General features: G+C 56.9%; 10 protein-coding genes. 7 read left to right on the top strand and 3 right to left on the bottom strand.

The features are described from left to right. Window positions 1-90 precede the first annotated feature (90 nt). The gene (locus ACYVGU_RS13805) at window positions 91-1497 is read right to left on the bottom strand and encodes an inorganic phosphate transporter (RefSeq protein ID WP_460613199.1); all 1407 of its coding nucleotides are present in this window, start codon (window positions 1495-1497) and stop codon (window positions 91-93) included. 376 nt (window positions 1498-1873) lie between these two features. Between ACYVGU_RS13805 and ACYVGU_RS13800 the strand changes: the two genes are divergently transcribed. After that, the gene (locus ACYVGU_RS13800; RefSeq protein ID WP_460622556.1) at window positions 1874-3391 is read left to right on the top strand and encodes a glycine--tRNA ligase; all 1518 of its coding nucleotides are present in this window, start codon (window positions 1874-1876) and stop codon (window positions 3389-3391) included. An 89-nt stretch (window positions 3392-3480) separates the two neighbouring features. On the opposite strand, the gene ACYVGU_RS13795 is transcribed toward ACYVGU_RS13800, so the two are convergent. Then, window positions 3481-3879: a hypothetical protein gene (locus ACYVGU_RS13795; RefSeq protein ID WP_460613197.1), complete on the bottom strand. Its 399-nt coding sequence runs from the start codon at window positions 3877-3879 to the stop codon at window positions 3481-3483. A 237-nt stretch (window positions 3880-4116) separates the two neighbouring features. On the opposite strand from ACYVGU_RS13795, the gene ACYVGU_RS13790 reads away from it, so the two are divergent. The 3 genes from ACYVGU_RS13790 (at window position 4117) to ACYVGU_RS13780 (ending at window position 11060) form a co-directional block, all read left to right on the top strand. Then, the gene (locus tag ACYVGU_RS13790; protein ID WP_460622555.1) at window positions 4117-6555 is read left to right on the top strand and encodes an efflux RND transporter permease subunit; all 2439 of its coding nucleotides are present in this window, start codon (window positions 4117-4119) and stop codon (window positions 6553-6555) included. A gap of 135 nt (window positions 6556-6690) precedes the next feature. Next, complete coding sequence (gene ileS, locus ACYVGU_RS13785; protein ID WP_460622554.1) at window positions 6691-10137, top strand: isoleucine--tRNA ligase; 3447 nt, start codon at window positions 6691-6693, stop codon at window positions 10135-10137. Window positions 10138-10400: 263 nt separating this feature from the next. Beyond that, entirely contained in the window at window positions 10401-11060 is a 660-nt protein-coding gene (locus ACYVGU_RS13780) for a lipoprotein signal peptidase (protein ID WP_460622553.1), read from the top strand. Between the two features lie 139 nt (window positions 11061-11199). On the opposite strand, the gene ACYVGU_RS13775 is transcribed toward ACYVGU_RS13780, so the two are convergent. After that, window positions 11200-12186: an aldo/keto reductase gene (locus ACYVGU_RS13775; RefSeq protein ID WP_460622552.1), complete on the bottom strand. Its 987-nt coding sequence runs from the start codon at window positions 12184-12186 to the stop codon at window positions 11200-11202. 118 nt (window positions 12187-12304) lie between these two features. Between ACYVGU_RS13775 and ACYVGU_RS13770 the strand changes: the two genes are divergently transcribed. The 3 genes from ACYVGU_RS13770 to ACYVGU_RS13760 all read left to right on the top strand — a co-directional run bounded on the left by ACYVGU_RS13770 (window position 12305) and on the right by ACYVGU_RS13760 (window position 18319). Further along, complete coding sequence (locus tag ACYVGU_RS13770) at window positions 12305-14308, top strand: ABC transporter ATP-binding protein (RefSeq protein ID WP_460622551.1); 2004 nt, start codon at window positions 12305-12307, stop codon at window positions 14306-14308. 340 nt (window positions 14309-14648) lie between these two features. Next, a complete protein-coding gene (rnr, locus tag ACYVGU_RS13765; RefSeq protein WP_460622550.1) occupies window positions 14649-17150 on the top strand; it encodes a ribonuclease R family protein in 2502 nt (833 codons plus the stop codon). Between the two features lie 197 nt (window positions 17151-17347). Next, complete coding sequence (locus ACYVGU_RS13760; RefSeq protein ID WP_460622549.1) at window positions 17348-18319, top strand: polyprenyl synthetase family protein; 972 nt, start codon at window positions 17348-17350, stop codon at window positions 18317-18319. Window positions 18320-18338 lie beyond the last annotated feature (19 nt).

Genomic DNA, 18338 nt, shown 5'->3' with positions numbered 1-18338 from the left:
CCATAAAGCCAGCACGCTGAAAATCAGCCAAACACAAAAAAAGCCGCTCCAATTCTGGAGCGGCTTTTTTTGTGTATTTCCAGGAAAATTTTAGGAAGGCATAATGGCCCGGAACAACAGGAATAATCCGCCCGACAGCGCCATCGTGACCGGCAGGGTGAGCACCCAGGCTAGGGCGATGTTGCGCACCATCTGCGGGTTCAGGTTCTTGATGCCGCGGTTGGCTACCATGCTACCCGCAATGGCCGAAGACAATACGTGCGTAGTAGAGGACGGCAGACCTAGGCCCGAGCTAACTCCAATCATGGTGGCGGCTACCAGCTCCGAGGAAGCGCCCTGAGCATAGGTTAGGTGTTCCTTCCCGATACGCTCTCCAATGGTTTTCACAATGCGCTGCCAGCCCACCATGGTACCAACAGCCAGGGAGATGGATACAATCACGAACACCCAGGTAGGGGCGTAGTCCGTGAAGCCTTTCATATCCTTCAGACCATCATCCAGCGTCTTCCGATCTAGGGTGCTCAGGCTTACTTTGTCGCTGCTCTGAATCTTTTTGGCTTTGTTGGAAAGCAGCAGAATAGCGCGACGAATCTCAAAGCGAGCGTTCTGCGGCAGCTCTTCCACCCGCGTTTTTTCGACAAATACCTGGTCGAGGATATTGGTCTGAGTGCGGATATCGGCCACGTTTTTGCGGTCATCGGCACTCAGGTCCCCTACATTTATCTTGCTCATTACCTGCTCCACGCGCACCAGTGAGTCGCGCATATCCAAGGGGTTCTTGGTGTGGTCGAGGGCGAAATAGGAGGGCACGATGCCAATCAGAATCAGCATAATCAGGCCCACACCTTTCTGCCCGTCGTTGGAGCCGTGGAAATAGCTTACTAGCGTACAGGTTACAATCAGGATCAGGCGGATCCAGAGGGGTGGTGGTTTGCGCTTGTGCGGCTCCTTAAAGATGGTCTTGTTTTTCACCAGGCGCTTCAGCAGGAACATCAGCAGGATGGTGAGTGTGAATCCAAACACCGGCCCGATGATAAGTGCCAGGCCTGTTTCGCCGGCTTTGCTCCAGTTCACGGCCGCGTCGCGGGCGCCGGGCAGGAAGCTGTAGGCAATGCCTACTCCCAGAATAGACCCGATAAGGGCATGCGAGCTGGAAGCCGGAATGCCGTAGTACCAGGTGCCCACGTTCCAGATAATAGCGGCCAGAATAAGGGCTGCTACCATGGCAATGCCGTGGTACACATTCTGATCGACGAGGCTTTCCACCGGGAGCAGATACACAATGCCCATCGCCACGGCAATACCGCCCGTGAGCACCCCGATGAAGTTCCAGAATGCCGACCAGACGACTGCCACCCACGGCCGCAGGGTGTTGGTGTAAATTACCGTCGCTACGGCGTTGGCCGTGTCGTGGAAGCCGTTTACAAATTCAAACGCGCAAGCTGCCACCAAGCAGGCGATTAGCAGCAATAGCACATGAGGCTCTAAGCCAAACATAAGGGGGGGATTGGTGAAGATTCAGTTTCGGTAAACAAAGGTAGGACCGCCCAAAGGGGGCGCAAGATTATGAAATTGTTACCGTACTCGCCGGACACCCTGTGTAATGAGCCGCTAAACGCAAGAACCGATGTTGGGTTTATCCCGAAGGCCTGATGCACAGTAAATTATTGAGTGGCAGCGCCTCTGGGCTATTTGTGGAGGCCAGGCTAGGGCACAAGCTAAAGCTTTGGCTACTTTTGCTATTTCAGTACCCAAAAGAAGACTGTAGAGCCCGCCGGACTGCCGCATTCAGCGGTTGAAGGCCACCGCCGACCTAGCAGCTTACTTCTTTCGGCTTTCGAACCACTACGTACCTAGTACCTACTTCTCCCTCATGAGCAACGAGCAGAAATCCGCCGCCACGGCCGAGAGCACCCTGGCCGATATCGTGTCGCACGCCAAGGAATACGGTTTTGTATTCCCTTCTTCTGAAATCTATGATGGCCTGGCTGCTGTGTACGACTACGGTCCCAACGGCGTGGAGCTCAAAAATAACCTGAAGCAGCTCTGGTGGAAGGCCATGACCCAGCTCAACCAGAACGTGGTGGGCATTGATGCGGCCATCTTTATGCACCCGCTCACCTGGAAGGCCTCCGGCCACGTGGATGGTTTTTCGGATCCCATGATTGATAACCTCGACAGCAAGAAGCGCTACCGCGCCGATGTGCTACTGGAGGAGCGCGCCGCCGAGTACGAGAAAAACAACGAAATAGCCCGCGCTGAAACCTTGCTGGCTGAAATGGGGCGGTTGCTCACCGCCGAGGACCTAGCCGGCGTTAAGCAGCTCATCATTGATGAGAAAATCCAGTGCCCGGTTTCCAAGACCAGCAACTGGACCGACGTGCGCCAGTTCAACCTCATGTTCTCGACGCAGGTAGGCGCCGTGGCCGAAGACTCCAGCAAGATTTACCTGCGCCCAGAAACAGCCCAGGGCATCTTCGTGAACTTCCTGAACGTGCAGAAGTCGGCGCGTCAGAAAATTCCGTTTGGCATTGCCCAGATCGGGAAGGCCTTCCGCAACGAGATTGTAGCCCGCCAGTTCATCTTCCGGATGCGGGAGTTCGAGCAGATGGAAATGCAATTCTTTGTGCGCCCTGGCACCGAAGGCGAGTGGTACGACACCTGGAAGGCTACGCGCCGCCGCTGGCACGAGGCCCTGGGCCTGCCCGCCGATAAACTCCGCTTCCACGACCACGAGAAGCTGGCCCACTACGCCAAGGCGGCTGTTGATATCGAGTATGAATTCCCCTTCGGCTTCAAGGAAATTGAGGGCATTCATTCCCGCTCCGACTTCGACCTGACCCAGCACCAGAACCTGAGCCGCAAAAAGCAACAGTATTTCGATAACGACATTAACCCTGAAACCGGCAAGCCCTACGGCAACTACGTGCCCTACGTGGTAGAAACCTCAGTAGGAGCCGACCGCCTGTTCCTGGCCACGCTCTGCCAGGCGTATCAGGAGGAAACTATCACCGAAGGCGAAGGCGAGAAGCAGCAAACCAAAACCCGCAAGCTGCTGCGCCTGCACCCCGCTGTGGCGCCCATCAAAGCTGCCATTTTCCCGCTGGTGAAAAAGGATGGCCTACCTGACAAAGCCAACGAAATCTATAACTCTCTGCGCCACGACTTCCGGTTGGTGGTAGAAGAGAAGGACTCCATCGGCACGCGCTACACCCGCCAGGACCTCATCGGCACTCCCTTCTGCATTGCCGTTGACCACCAGACGCTGGAAGACAACACCGTGACCGTGCGCCACCGCGACTCCCGCGAGCAGACCCGCATGCCGATTTCCGAGCTGCGCAGCTACATCGGCGAGGCCGTAAGCTTCTCCCGTATTTTCGAAAAGCTATAAGCAGGTACTAGGTGCTAAGCAATGCAAAAGGCCGCCGGAGCAATCCGGCGGCCTTTTGCATTGCTACAACATGGTTGTTGTACTAGGTCCTAATTCTCGCTTAACCACTGCACGGCGTCGCGGTGGGAGGTAAAGTAATTGAACTCTACCTGCGAGGAAGGAAGCGTGGAGGAGGCAATGGAATTACCAATCTGATACTGGTACTGGCCTTCTGAAACTACCGCGGCTATAAACAGTGGGCGCGCCAGCTGCTCAGGCAGCACAGTCGCCAGGGGGCCAGTCAGCTCGTCGTCCTCATCAGTTGGGGTCGCGTTGCGCTTCAGGTCCAGTAAAAGCTTGCCTACGTTATGAGCCAGCATCTCCTCCAGCGCCCGGTGGTAGGCCTGCCCGAAAGAGACCGATAGCCGGGTAGCATTGTAGTTAAGATGCAGGGTCTCGGAATCCGCGTTGTACGTAAGCGAGGCGTCCGGGGAATAATACAAAGTCATGGAAAATGAAAAACAACAACCAATAAGCGTTAAAGTGCAATTATTGCCCGAGGTAACTTACTGGGATACCTGCTTTTACGACATAAATAGCATAAAAAGTTCTCTATATTCAGAACAAAAAATGAAATTATTGCTAACCTCCTTTTTCAGACTCCTTTACAAACGAGAAGGTTAATCGCTGTGCATTAACCGCATAGCTGCGGGGCGTTGTGTACCTTTGCTGCATTTTAGCAGCCTATGTGGAGGAACCTCGCCCTGTTTGTCATTAAGAACCGCCGTTTGCTCATCGGGCTTTTGGCCGTGATTACCGTGTTTATGGCGTGGGAAGCTCGAAAGGTGCAGATGACCTACGACTTTGCCCAAGTGGTAAGCCCTACGGATCCGGACATGGTGTACTTCCAGAAGTTCAAACGAACGTTTGGCGAGGATGGCAACGTGCTCGTGCTGGGCATGCAGGACAGCTCCGTATACAAGCTCGGTAACTTCAATGAGCTGCGTACCCTCACCGATACGCTAAGTAAGGTAGAAGGCGTGACGGGCATTTTGGGCGTTACGCGCCTGCCAAAGCTGGAAAAAGACACGGCCAGCCAAACCTTTCGGGCCACGCCCATCTTCCGCAACTTCCCGCAAACGCAGCCCGAGTTGGACTCGCTGATGCGGGTAGTAAACGCTCAGGAGTTTTATAAAGGCCAGCTGATTTCGCCCATTACCGGCGCTACTTTGCTAGCCCTCACCATGGACCCCAAGTACCTGAACTCCTCGCGCCGCGAAGCCGTGATGCAGGAGATTCTGGGCCATGCCGAGCGGTTTCAGAAGAAAACAGGCATCAAGATGCACTACGCTGGCCTGCCGTACGTGCGTGCTACCATGACCACCAAAGTGGCCAGCGAAATGAAGCTGTTTGTGGGCCTGACTATTGTGATGATGGCTCTCACGCTGTTCATGTTCTTCCGGACCTGGTCGGCGGTGGTGTTCCCGCTTCTCATCGTGCTCATCGTCGTGACGTGGTGCATTGGCTCCATGGTGCTGCTGGGCTACAAGATCAATCTGCTCACGGGCCTGATTCCGAGTATTATCATCGTAATCGGTATTCCGAACTGTACCTACCTGCTTTCCCGCTACCACTACGACTACCGTAAATCCGGCAACCAGGTGCTGGCTATGGCGCGGGTGGTGCGCAAAATTGGCCTAGTAACCCTAATGAACAATACCACCACGGCCATCGGGTTTGTGGTATTCTGCTTCACCAACATTGCCATTCTATATCAGTTCGGGCTGGTGGCCACCGTCAATATTTTCGTGGCCTTTATGGTCTCGTTTATCTTGATGCCCATCATCTTCACCATTCTGCCACCGCCCACCCCCAAACAGCTGGAACACCTGGAGGCCAAGCCGCTTACTAAGCTGTTGGAGTTCTTCGACTACCTAGTGTTGGAGCGCCGTGGCACCGTGTACCTGACGGCTGCGGCCTTGGTCGTGCTGGCTTCGTTTGGCGTGATGAAGGTGAAATCAGTGTCGTATATGGTGGATGATCTGCCCAAAGACTCATCCGTCAACTCCGATCTGAAGTTCTTTGAGCAGCATTTCAACGGCGTAATGCCCCTGGAAATGGTAGTGGATACTGGCAAGCCCAAAGGCCTGCTGAAGCTGAAAACGCTGGAGCGGATTGACCGCCTGGAAAACTTCCTGCGCACCCAGCCCGTGCTTACTACCCCCGTCAGTGTGGTAACCTTCCTGAAAGCCTCTACGCAGGCCTTTTACAATGGCTCCCCGGAGTACTACCGCCTGCCCGATAACTCCGAGAAAAACTACATTTTCAGCTACTTAGCGCATTCTCAGTCGACGAAGGGCAGCGAGGGCCAACTGACCAGCAAACTGCTGCGCTCCTTCACCGACAGCACTATGCAGCGGGCCCGCATCTCCCTGAAGATTGCCGATATCGGCTCGCACAACCTCGATACTCTGATCAACAACCGCATCAAGCCCGAAATCAACAAGATTTTCAACGGCACGGGTATGGATGTCAAACTCACGGGCACTACCATCATTTTCACCAAAGGCAATGAGTACCTGATTGGGATGCTCAAAGAAAGCTTGGTAATTGCCTTTGTGCTAGTGGGCTTGGTGGTTCTGATTTTGTTCCGTAGCATCCGGGCGGTGTTCTTTACGCTGCTGCCCAATTTCTTTACGCTACTGCTCACGGGCGGCATTATGGGCTACTTCGGCATCCCGCTCAAGCCCAGCACAGCCCTGATTTTCAGCATTGCCCTGGGTATTGATGGCGACAACTCCATTCACCTGCTAGCCAAGTTCCGGCAGGAAATGGCCGCTAATGGCCGCCGCGTGAAAGCTGCCATTAGCACCACGCTTTCGGAGGCCGGTACCAGCATGATTTACACCAGCATTGTGCTGTTTCTCGGCTTCTCAGTGTTTGCTTTTTCGGAGTTTGGCGGCACCAAGGCCCTAGGGCTTCTGATGTCGGCCAGTCTGCTGATAACCAACTTTTCTAACCTGATTCTGCTGCCCTGCCTGCTCGTTACTTTCGAGCACGGCAAGGACGAGGATGTTATCGACCAAACCGGTATTCGTCATTACGATGACAACTACCACGAGGAAGATGATGACCTCGAACTCAACTTGGATAGAATGCAGGTGCAGCCGAAACTGAACGGTTAAAACCAGAACACAACTTAAAAAACACCGTCATGCTGAGCTGGCCGAAGCATCTCTACTGCTTCATAGGCAAATTAGCCAGCAGTAGAGATGCTTCGGCCAGCTCAGCATGACGTTCTGATACAACGACCCCACTCAATGAACTACCCCGAATACAAGCAGCCGCTTAACTATGGCCAGGTCGGCACCGATATCCTGGCGTGGTGGAAGAAGAACGGCATCTTTGAGAAGAGCGTAAGCACCCGCGAAGGGCAGCCTACGTTCGTGTTTTATGAAGGCCCACCTTCGGCCAATGGCGCCCCCGGCATCCACCACGTGATGGCCCGGACGGTGAAGGATATCTTCTGCCGCTACCAGACATTGCTGGGCAAGCAGGTGACCCGCAAAGGCGGCTGGGACACCCACGGCCTGCCCATTGAGCTGCAGGTAGAAAAGGAGCTAGGTATCACGAAGGAGGATATCGGCAAGAAAATCAGCATTGAGGACTACAACCAGCGCTGCCGCGAAACGGTAATGCGCTTCAAGGCCCAGTGGGACGACCTCACCGAGAAAATGGGCTATTGGGTTGACCTCGATGACCCGTACATTACCTTTGAGCCCGAGTACATTGAGAGCTGCTGGGCCCTGCTCAAAAAGCTCTACGACAAGGGCTTGCTCTACAAAGGCTACACCATTCAGCCCTACTCGCCTGCGGCCGGCACTGGCCTAAGCTCGCACGAGCTGAACCAGCCTGGCACCTACCGCGACGTGAAGGACACAACCGTCGTGGCCCAGTTCAAGGTGAAGCGCAACGAAAAATCGGAGGCCTTGTTCAGCAATGTCAAGATAGACGAGGTGCCGCTGGCGGCCTTGTATGGCGACAGTGCGTCGGAGCCGGATGTGTACATCCTGGCCTGGACGACTACGCCCTGGACATTGCCCGCCAACACTGGCCTAGCCGTTGGGAAGAACATTCCCTACGTGCTGGTGAGCACCTTTAACCCCTACACCTTCGCCCCAGTTCGGGTGGTGCTGGCGGAGGCGTTGGTTGGAAAGTACTTCTCGGAGAAAGGCAAAAATGCTTCGTTTGAAGACTTCAAGCCCGGCGACAAAGTGCTGCCCTGGCGCATTGAAAATACCTTCAAAGGCTCTGACCTGGTAGGCATCAATTACGAGCGTCTGTTCGGTCAAGACAAAGGCTTCCCGGCTTTTGAGGGCGAGGAGCGCGCATTCCGCGTGATTCCCGGCGACTTCGTGACCACGGAGGATGGTACCGGCATCGTGCACATCTCGCCCACATTTGGCGCCGACGACTTCCGGGCCGCTCAGCAGGCCGATGTGCCCGCGCTGATGGTAGCCGACGATGAAGGCAAGCTAGGCCCCATTGTAGACCGCACTGGCCGCTACGTAGCTCAGATGGGCGAATTCGGCGGCCGCTGGGTGAAAAACTACGATGGCCACGACCAGAGCGGCGCCGACTACAAAACCCTCGACGAAAGCATTGCCATCCGCATGAAAGGCGACGGCACGGCCTTCAAAGTGGAGAAGTACGAGCACACCTACCCGCACTGCTGGCGCACCGACAAGCCTGTGCTCTACTACCCCCTGGATTCTTGGTTTATCAAGACCACGGCGGTGAAAGACCGGCTCATTGAGCTCAACAAAACCATCAACTGGCAGCCCGCCAGCACCGGCACCGGCCGCTTCGGCAACTGGCTCGAAAACCTGGTAGACTGGAACCTTAGTCGCTCGCGCTACTGGGGCACGCCGCTGCCCATCTGGCGCACCCAGGATGGCACCGAGGAAATCTGCATTGGCTCGGTAGAGCAACTGAAGCAGGAAATCGACAAGGCCGTAGCGGCCGAGGTCATGACACACAACCCCTACGCCAACGGGGAGAAGATGGATCTGCACCGCCCCTACGTGGACGATATCTTCCTAGTATCGCCCTCGGGCCAGCCCATGTACCGCGAAACCGACCTCATTGACGTGTGGTTTGATAGCGGCGCCATGCCCTACGCCCAGTGGCACTACCCGCTGGAGAACAAGGAGAAATTCGAGAAGAATTTCCCGGCTGATTTCATTGCCGAAGGCGTGGACCAGACCCGCGGCTGGTTCTTTACCCTGCACGCCCTGGCCGTAATGCTAGAGGATTCAGTGGCATACAAGAACGTAATGGCCAACGGCTTAGTGCTGGACAAAAACGGCAACAAGATGAGCAAGCGCCTCGGCAACGCCGTGGATCCGTTTGCTACCATCAGCCAGTTCGGCCCCGACGCCACGCGCTGGTACATGATTGCCAACGCCCAGCCCTGGGACAACCTCAAGTTTGACCTCGCCGGTATCACGGAGGTGCAGCGCCGCTTCTTCGGCACGCTGTTCAACACCTACTCGTTCTACGCCCTGTACGCCAACCTCGACGACTTCCAGGCCCGTGAGTTTGACCGCGTGCCCTACACGGAGCTAAGCGAGCTGGACCGCTGGATTCTAAGCAAGCTGCAGTCGTTGATTGTGGAAGTGCGCGGCTATTACGATGCTTACGATCCCACGAAGGCCGCCCGCGCCATCCAGGATTTTGTGACCGATCAGCTCTCCAACTGGCACGTGCGCCTCTCGCGCCGTCGTTTCTGGAAGGGCGAGCTGAGCACCGATAAGCGCGCTGCCTACGAAACCCTGCAGGAATGCTTGGTGGTGGTTTCGCAGCTCATGGCTCCTATTGCGCCCTTCTTCGCCGAATGGCTCTACAAGAACATGACCGATGGCATGCGCGAGGAAGCAGTAGCGAAAAACACGCCCCTGGCCCCTGAATCGGTGCACCTCACGCTGCTGGTGCAGGCTGATGAAACCCGCATCGATAAGGCGTTGGAGGAGCGGATGGAGCTAGCTCAGCGTATTTCTTCGCTCACGCACTCTCTGCGGAAAAAGTCGGTGCTGAAGGTGCGCCAGCCGCTGCAGCGCATCTTGGTGCCGGTGTTCAACGAGAGTACGCGCGAACAAGTAGGTAAGGTGGAAGACCTGATCTGCGCTGAGGTAAACGTGAAGCACGTGGAGTTCCTCGACGATACCAGCGGCGTGCTGGTGAAGTCGGTGAAGCCTAACTTCAAGCGCCTTGGCCAGCAGTACGGTGCCAAATTGAAGGCCGTAGGTGCCCGGATCCAGCAGATGACGCCGGAGGAAATTAGCACCCTCGAAAAGACCGGTCAGCTGGCCGTGGAAGTCGATGGGGAAGCCCTCACGCTAGCCCCTGACGACGTGGAAATCCGGACCCAGGACTTGCCCGGCTGGCTCGTAGCCACCGACGGCCCCCTCACGGTAGCCCTCGATGTGACCCTGACCGATGAGCTGCGCCAGGAAGGTGTAGCCCGCGAATTGGTGAACCGCCTCCAGAACCTGCGTAAAGACAGCGGCCTGGAAGTGCAGGACAAAATCCGGGTTACGCTGGGTCACCAGCCCGAGCTAGAGGCTGCCGTGCAGTCCTTTGGTGACTACATCCGGGAGGAAGTGCAAGCGCTGGCCCTGAGTTTTGCACCCGATCTGAACGGGGGCTCGGTGCTGGAATTCGACGAGTTCAGCGTGCCTGTGCAGCTACACGTGGCAACTGCCTGAGGCTGAGGTGCCAATCGGTTTTGTAAAAAGGCCGGTTGGCACACCAGCGTATAAAGCATTTCAACGTCTCTCTAAATCAGTTCAAAAGGGCACAAACAGCCTCTGTGAACATATACCATAGGCGCAGGAAAAGGAGTAAGCTGCAGAGCGGCGAAGTCCAAAATTCTTCGTCACTTTGTGCCAGGAGAGGAGCTAGGGGCCGAGACTGCACTTTTGTCAGTTGCTCATCTCACTTCTCGCTTCTAACCTCTCACTTCTACTGTATGAAGTACTGGAAATACTACTTGGTGGCCTTGCTGGTCATCGTCATTGATCAGCTCTCGAAGTGGGCCGTGAACCGCTACATGACCATGGGCATGCCCGGCGAGATTCCGCTGATCGGCGACTGGTTTAAGCTGCATTACACGCTGAACCCAGGTATGGCGTTTGGGGTGGAGCTGCCGCCGCCGTATGGTAAGGCGCTACTGACGCTGTTCCGCCTGGTGGCCGTTACGGGCATTAGCTACTACATCTACCGGCTCTGGAAACAGCACGCGCCTAATGGCCTTATTATCTGCATTGCCATGATTTTGGGCGGGGCCATCGGCAACCTCATAGATTCTATCTTTTACGGCATTATTTACGACAACGCGCCTTTTGGAGTGCCCACACCCTGGCTGCATGGGCAGGTGATTGATATGCTGTACGTAGACATCTACGAAGGCATTCTGCCCAGCTCTTGGCCGCTAATCGGGGGGACGCACCTCTCGCTCTGGCCCATTTTCAACATTGCTGACTCGGCCATTTTTGTGGGGGTAGCGCTGATTCTGATTTTCCAGAACCGATTCTATGGCCACCACTTGGAGGAAGCGCACCCCGTAGCGGCCGATGATGCCGCCGCTGCCCAGGCCCGCCGCGATGCGGAAGCCTCAGAGCTCGTGTAATGCTTCGGTTTAAAAGTTGAAAAGGCCTGCTGGAATACTCCAGCAGGCCTTTTTTATGAATCAGGTTACTAGGCCTCGTCCAGAAGCAAACTATCCTCAGGCTCGCTACTAGGGTCTGGGCAAGCGTAAACCGAGAGTGCTACCAGCGGGTGTGTACCAGCGGCTTGATGCGCTGCTCATAAATGCGGCGCACGGCCTGCATCTGCTCCGTAGTAAGGGCAGGTAGCTCGGCGGCTTGCAAGTTGGAAGTGAGCTGACTAGGCTTGGAGGCGCCCGGAATCACGCAGCTTACTTCCTGGAACATCAGCACCCAGCGCAGGGCCAAGGGCGCTAGGTTCTCCTGGCCAGGAAACACCTGTTTCAGCTCTTCCACGGCGGCCAGGCCCGTTTCGTAGTCTACGCCCGAGAAGGTTTCGCCTTTGTCGAAAGCGGCGCCGTCGCGGTTGAACTGGCGGTGGTCTTCAGCAGAGAAGGTGGTTTGGGGCGAAAACTTGCCCGTGAGCAGGCCGCTGGCCAGCGGCACGCGCACAATCAGGCCCACATCATGGCGCTTGGCTTCCTGGAACAATAGCTCCGCGGGGCGCTGCCGAAACATGTTGAAGATAAGCTGGATGGTGGTGACGTTAGGGAAGGTGAGGGCTTTAAGGCCTTCTTCCACTTTTTCTACGCTCACACCCAGGTTCAGGATTTTGCCTTCCTCTTTGAGCCGATCAAACAGTTCAAAGATTTCGGGCCGGTAAAACACGTCGGTAGGAGGGCAGTGCAGCTGAATTAGGTCCAGGGTTTCGAGCTGCATGTTGCGCAGACTAGCCTCTACAAACTTGCGAAGTGCCGCGGGCTGATAGGCCTCATTGGTATGGGGCTGCAGTTGGCGGCCGCATTTGGTGGCCACGTACACGCGCTCTGAGCGGCTGCGTACCAAGCGGCCCACGGCCTTTTCGCTTTCCCCGTCGCCGTACACATCGGCCGTATCAATGAAGTTGATGCCGGAATCAACGGCGGAATTCAGGATGGCGTCGGCGGTTTCGTGGCTGAATGGCTCGCCCCACTTGCCTCCTACTTGCCAGGTACCCAGGCTGATTTCAGAAACGTTGAAGCCAGTTTTGCCGAGTTTGCGGTACTGCATGAGCTAGTAACTTAATGGATTGGTTGATATTCTGTGGAAGTTGCATACGCCGGATCGGCACGGCAAGCTACAGCGGGCCTGCCTATCTTTACTTTTTTCCGCTTCGTCTTTCGTTGCCGTGTCCCAGCCTATTCTCTCCGTTCGCAACCTGACCATCGATTTTCAGAGCCACCGCGGCAACACGCGGGCCGTGGCGGATATCTCCTTCGAGCTTCGGCGCGGCGAAACCCTGGCCATTGTAGGCGAATCGGGTTCGGGCAAGTCCGTTACATCGTTGGCGCTGATGGGGCTGATTCCGCTGCCGCCCGGACAGATTACCTCGGGTGAGGCCCGGTTTCAGTCGGAGGCGCTAGGGGAGGTTGATCTGCTAACCCTCACCGATGAGCAGCTGCAGAAGGTACGCGGCAACGACATCAGCATGATTTTTCAGGAGCCGATGACCTCCTTGAACCCGGTATACACGTGCGGCAGCCAAGTAGTCGAAGCCCTGCGCCTGCATACTTCGCTCACTGAAAAGGAAGCCGCCGCCCGTACCGTCGAGCTGTTCACAATGGCGCAGTTGCCTAGGCCCGAGAAAATCTTCAGCAGCTACCCCCACGAAATCAGCGGAGGGCAGAAGCAGCGCGTGATGATTGCCATGGCCATGGCCTGCAACCCCGCCATCCTGATTGCTGACGAGCCCACCACCGCCCTTGATGTAACGGTGCAAGCCCGGGTGCTCCGCCTCATCGACGACCTCCGTCGCCAGCACAACACGGCCGTAATTTTCATCACCCACGACCTAGGCGTAGTAGCAGAAATTGCCGACCGCATTCTGGTGATGTACCGTGGCCGCGTGGTGGAGCAGGGCTCGGTGCTCGACATCTTTACCAACCCGCAACACCCCTACACCAAAGGCCTGCTGGCCTGCCGCCCAAAACTTTCAGTTGGGCGAAAAAAATTACCGGTAGTAGCCGATTTTATGCAGGAAACGGCTGATGGAGGCTTCATTGCTACTAAAATTGGCGCAACGCAACTGCTTGCTACTGAAATTGGTGAGGTAAGCGAATTAGGCCCTCAACATGGAGCTGAAACCACCAAAACGTTTCCCGTGGAACATTCTGTTTCACGCCCTGTGGAACCACATTTCGGCCTAGAAACGGCCCCGGGGATGGAATCGGGCCAACCGTTGTTTATGTCGGAAACGGGCCTAGCCCCCCGCAGTGAGGCAGCCTTACCAAATGCTTCCGAGCCTCAGGCTACTTCTGCGACTAGTGAGCCTTTGGTAAGCCAAGCGCCACTGAGCGTGCTTGCCCAAGCTCCGCTATTGCAGGTAGAAAACCTGAACGTGCACTTTCCCATTCGCAAGGGTTTCTTCCGCCGGACTACCGAGTACGTGCGGGCCGTGGACGGAGTGAGCTTTGACATTTACCCCGGCGAAACCGTGGGCCTAGTAGGAGAGTCGGGCTGCGGTAAAACCACACTGGGTCGGACGTTGCTACGGCTGGTGGAACCAACGTCGGGTAGTATTCTGTTCGAAGGAGTTGACTTAGCCACGCTGCCGGCTGAAGAGCTACGGCGCAAGCGACGGGAGTTTCAGATGGTATTTCAGGACCCCTATGCGGCCTTGAACCCCATGATGACCGTGGGCGAAGCTATACTGGAGCCGATGCGTGTGCACCACGTGGGCGGTACTCGGCAACAGCAAAAGGAGCGGGTGCTGGAACTGCTCCGGACGGTTGGGCTCAAAGATGAGCACTACCTCCGGTATCCGCACGAGTTCAGCGGCGGCCAGCGCCAGCGCATCTGTATTGCCCGCGCTCTGGCGTTGCAGCCCAAATGCATCATCTGCGACGAGTCCGTATCGGCGCTGGATGTATCGGTGCAGGCGCAGGTGCTCAACCTGCTCAACGACCTCAAACGTGAGTTCGGTATCACCTATCTATTCATCACCCACGACCTGTCGGTGGCACGGTTTATGAGCGACCGGCTGCTGGTCATGCGTCAGGGTAAAATTGTGGAGAGCGGCCCCGCGGCTGAGCTCTACGCCAACCCCCAGCACGAGTACACCAAACAACTGCTGGCCGCCATTCCTAAAGACGAGCCCGCCGATATCCGGGCGGCAGTAGCTAGCCGCGCCTAGGTCGGCAAAGAAGTCAAACCGGTATCTAGGCTGTCTTCAGTTCTGCTGTGGCCAGCTCGTTCACTAGCGTAGGGTAAAGCTCTAGGCCCTGCCTAGTAGCTCGCTTCTGCTTTCATTTGGTGGCAGGCTTTACGCATCTAGCCGCCCTAGTAACTCAACCGTAACCTCGGATTTTCGACTAGAAATAGTTATTCGCCGATATATTCCGTATCATCTCCTCGAGGCCCTTTTTCGGGCTGGATTACTTTACCCGGGAAAGCCTCGTATTGGTACTAGCTTTCCCACTTATTCAACCTGCGCCGCCTGCGAAAAAGACAACAACTGGCGGCCCGTTTTCTACATGAAAGAAAAAGACGACTCCGCCGCCCCCCGCGCCCCACGCGCGAAGGCGGCTCGCGGCGAGCAAGCCGCTGCTGCTATTAGCAAGGACCTGGTGTTTCGCATTTTCCGCGACAACCCCGACAAAGTCTTTGCCTACCGCCAACTCTCCCGCCGCCTCGGTGTCACGACCAAAGAGCAGCGCGACGAGATTTTTAATCACCTCAAGGCCCTCAAGAAAAGCGGCCTGCTTACCCTGCTTCAGAACGACGAATATCGGCTGACTGACCCAGGTGCTGCCCGCGCGGCTACCGAGCCCGCTGGCGGCCGCAAAACGCGCCGCAACGACCAGGAACCATTCGCTAGCCCCCGCAAAGCTGGCCGGCCTATGGAAACGGAATTCGGCCAAGATCCCGTGGTGCACCGCCGCCGCGAGGCAGGCTTCGACTTCCCGAATGCCGATGAGCCTACCACCCCACGCCGCGGCCACCGCGAGCCAAGCGGCGAAATCATTACGGGTACAGTGGCCTTGGCTACTGATAAGTTTGCCTTCGTCATTAGTGAGGAAAGCGAATCGGATGTGCGCGTATTCACCGACCGTCTGAAGTTTGCCATGCACGGCGACACGGTGCGGCTACGCCTGCGCGGCTCCCGCGACGGGCGCCCCGTCGGCGACGTGGTAGAAGTAGTGAACCGGGTACGACCGGAAGTTGTCGGCCGCCTCCAGATACAAGGCGGCATGGGCTTCGTGAAGCCCGACAACCGCAAGCTGTACTTCGACGTGTTCGTGCCCTTCGAGAACCTGCACGGCGCCAACCACGGCGAGAAGGTGCTGGTGCGCGTGACGGAGTTTCCGGACCAGGACGGCGGCCAACTGCCCGTAGGCGAGGTAGTGCGCAGCTTCGGCCAGGCCGGCGAAAACGAAGCCGAAATCAACGCCATCATGGCGGAGTTTGGGCTGCCGTTTGAATTCCCCGCTGAGGTGGAGGAAGAGTCGGAAGGCATTGCGGAGAAAATTCCGGCTAGTGAAATTGAGCGCCGCCGCGACTTCCGCAACGTCACCACGTTCACTATTGACCCGGCCGACGCCAAGGACTTTGATGATGCTCTGTCCATTCAGAAGCTCGAAAACGGGCACTGGGAAATTGGGGTGCACATCGCCGACGTGACGCACTACGTGAAGCCCGGCATGGCCCTGGAAAAAGAGGCCCGCTACCGCGCTACCTCGGTGTACCTCGTAGACCGCGTAATTCCAATGCTGCCCGAGCGCCTGTCCAACGGTCTCTGCTCGCTGCGCCCGAACGAAGACAAGCTGACGTTCTCGGCTGTGTTTGAGCTCGACGAGAATGGCAAGCTCTACAGCTCGTGGTTTGGCAAAACCATCATTCACTCCGACCGTCGCTTCGCTTACGAAGAGGCCCAGGAGCGCATTGAAGGACTGGACTCCGACTACTCAGCAGAGATTGTGCTGATGAACGACATCGCCAAGAAGCTGTGCGCGGCCCGCTTCAAGCAGGGTGCCATCAGCTTCGAAACGCAGGAGGTGAAGTTCAAGCTCGATGAAAACGGCAAGCCCCAGGGCGTGTATGTGAAGGAGCGCAAGGACGCCCACAAGATGATTGAGGAATTCATGCTCTTGGCTAACCGCAAGGTGGCCGAGTTCGTGTTCAAGCTCAAGAATCGGAAGCCGCGCTTCACGATGGTGTACCGTGTGCACGACGCCCCCGACGAGGAGCGCCTGCAGAACTTTGCCCTCTTTGCCCTGAAGTTTGGCCACCAGCTCGACCTCACGAATCCGAAGAAGCTGAGCACCGAGCTCAACGATTTGAGCAGCGAAGTGGTAGGCCGGCCGGAGCAGAACGTTATCCAGAACCTGGCCATTCGGACCATGGCGAAGGCCACGTACACCACCGATCCGCGCGGTCACTTTGGCCTGGCCTTCGAGCATTATTCGCACTTCACCTCGCCCATCCGCCGGTACCCCGACATGATGGCGCACCGCCTGCTGGAACACTACCTGGAAGGTGGTAAGAACATGGAGGCTGAGCCTATCGAAGAAGAATGCAAGCACTCCTCGGAGCGCGAGAAACTGGCCGCCAACGCTGAGCGGGCAAGCATCAAGTACAAGCAGGTAGAGTTCCTGCAGGACCGCATCGGCGACACCTTCACGGGGGTAGTTTCGGGCCTGACGGAGCGTGGCCTCTACGTCGAGATTGAGGAGAACAAATGCGAAGGCATGGTTCGGGTAGCCGACATTCCGGGCGACTTCTTCGAGCTCGATAAGGACAACTACCGCCTCGTGGGCCAGCGCACAAAGCGCTTTATTCAGTTCGGCGACGAGCTGCAGGTGATTGTGAAATCGGCCAACCTGCTGGACCGCACCATCGACTTCGAGCTGGTAGACGACCGCCCCGATTTTGTGAAGCGTCGCGAGCAGGAGCAGCAAACCAGCCGCCGTGGCTACCGCCCCGAGCGGAGCACCAGCGGCAAGCCCGGCGGTGGCCGCGAGAAGCGCCGCCGGTAACCAGAGGTTTGGCCCCTGGGAAGACCTAGTCTTTTACTGGCGCCTTCGCTAGCCTCATTAAAACCACAAAGCCCCTGACGGTAGAACATTCGTCAGGGGCTTTGTATTTCTAGCGGGGCTAGTACTGGTTCAAGCAGTATGCTGCCTTCCCAACTCGCTCCTCCGTACCTTGCCTACCTGAACCTTTAGCCGTTTCTGTGGACCTTTCTTTCTTCAGCAATATACTCTCGGCCGGCCTCGCTGGCCTTTCTTACGGCGAGCAGCCCCAGGCCCTCTACGAGCCCATTCGCTATATCATGGGCTTGGGCGGTAAACGCATTCGGCCCCTGCTCACGCTACTTGGCGCCCACCTTTTCACCGACGAGCTGGATAGCATCGTAAAGCCTGCACTGGCTACTGAGGTCTTCCACAACTTCACCCTACTCCACGATGACCTAATGGACCAAGCGCCCTTGCGCCGCGGCCAGGCCACCGTGCATGAGAAGTGGAACCCTAACGTGGCCATTCTGAGCGGCGACGTGATGCTGGTGCGCGCCTATGAGATGTTCCTCGATGTGAAGCCAGAGCTGCTGGCCCACGTGCTGCGCCGCTTCTCCCAGACCGCCGCCGAGGTGTGCGAAGGCCAGCAGTGGGACATGAACTTCGAGACGGAAACCGAGGTAAGCATTGCGCAGTACCTGGATATGATTCGGCTGAAGACGGCCGTGCTGCTGGGCTTTGCCTTGGAGCTAGGTGCCCTGCTCGGTGGCGCCTCGCGTGCTGATGCCGACCATCTGCGCCAGTTCGGAGTTGGTATTGGCCTAGCCTTTCAGCTCCGCGACGACCTGCTGGACGTGTACGGCGACGCGGCCACCTTCGGCAAGCGCGTAGGCGGCGACATCGTGAGTGATAAGAAAACCTTTCTGCTGCTCACGGCCCAGGCACAGGCCAGCGAAGTGCAGCGCGCCGTACTAGCCCGCCACATCGGCCAAACCGTGCCCGATGCCGAGGCCAAGGTGCTAGCAGTGCGCGCTATCTACGATGAGCTCGAAATTCGCCCTCAGACGGAGGCTCTCATCAATGACTACTTCTTGGATGCCTTGCAGCATCTGGATCGTGTAGAGGCCCCCGAAATGCGTAAAACGCCCCTTCGCGAACTGGCTCTGCAACTCCTCGATCGGCAGCAATAGCCCGGCTGAGTTGGCCTTG

It is taken from the genome of Hymenobacter tenuis (genome assembly GCF_054780495.1).
This window is presented reverse-complemented; position numbering and strand designations above follow the sequence as displayed.

Excerpts from the sequence above, each read along its gene's own strand:
- ACYVGU_RS13780 (WP_460622553.1), top strand. The coding sequence starts at position 10,401 with ATGAAGTACTGGAAATACTACTTGGTGGCCTTGCTGGTCATCGTCATT.
- ileS (WP_460622554.1), top strand. The coding sequence starts at position 6,691 with ATGAACTACCCCGAATACAAGCAGCCGCTTAACTATGGCCAGGTCGGC.
- ACYVGU_RS13800 (WP_460622556.1), top strand. The coding sequence starts at position 1,874 with ATGAGCAACGAGCAGAAATCCGCCGCCACGGCCGAGAGCACCCTGGCC.
- ACYVGU_RS13805 (WP_460613199.1), bottom strand. The coding sequence starts at position 1,497 with ATGTTTGGCTTAGAGCCTCATGTGCTATTGCTGCTAATCGCCTGCTTG.
- rnr (WP_460622550.1), top strand. The coding sequence starts at position 14,649 with ATGAAAGAAAAAGACGACTCCGCCGCCCCCCGCGCCCCACGCGCGAAG.
- ACYVGU_RS13795 (WP_460613197.1), bottom strand. The coding sequence starts at position 3,879 with ATGACTTTGTATTATTCCCCGGACGCCTCGCTTACGTACAACGCGGAT.
- ACYVGU_RS13775 (WP_460622552.1), bottom strand. The coding sequence starts at position 12,186 with ATGCAGTACCGCAAACTCGGCAAAACTGGCTTCAACGTTTCTGAAATC.
- ACYVGU_RS13790 (WP_460622555.1), top strand. The coding sequence starts at position 4,117 with ATGTGGAGGAACCTCGCCCTGTTTGTCATTAAGAACCGCCGTTTGCTC.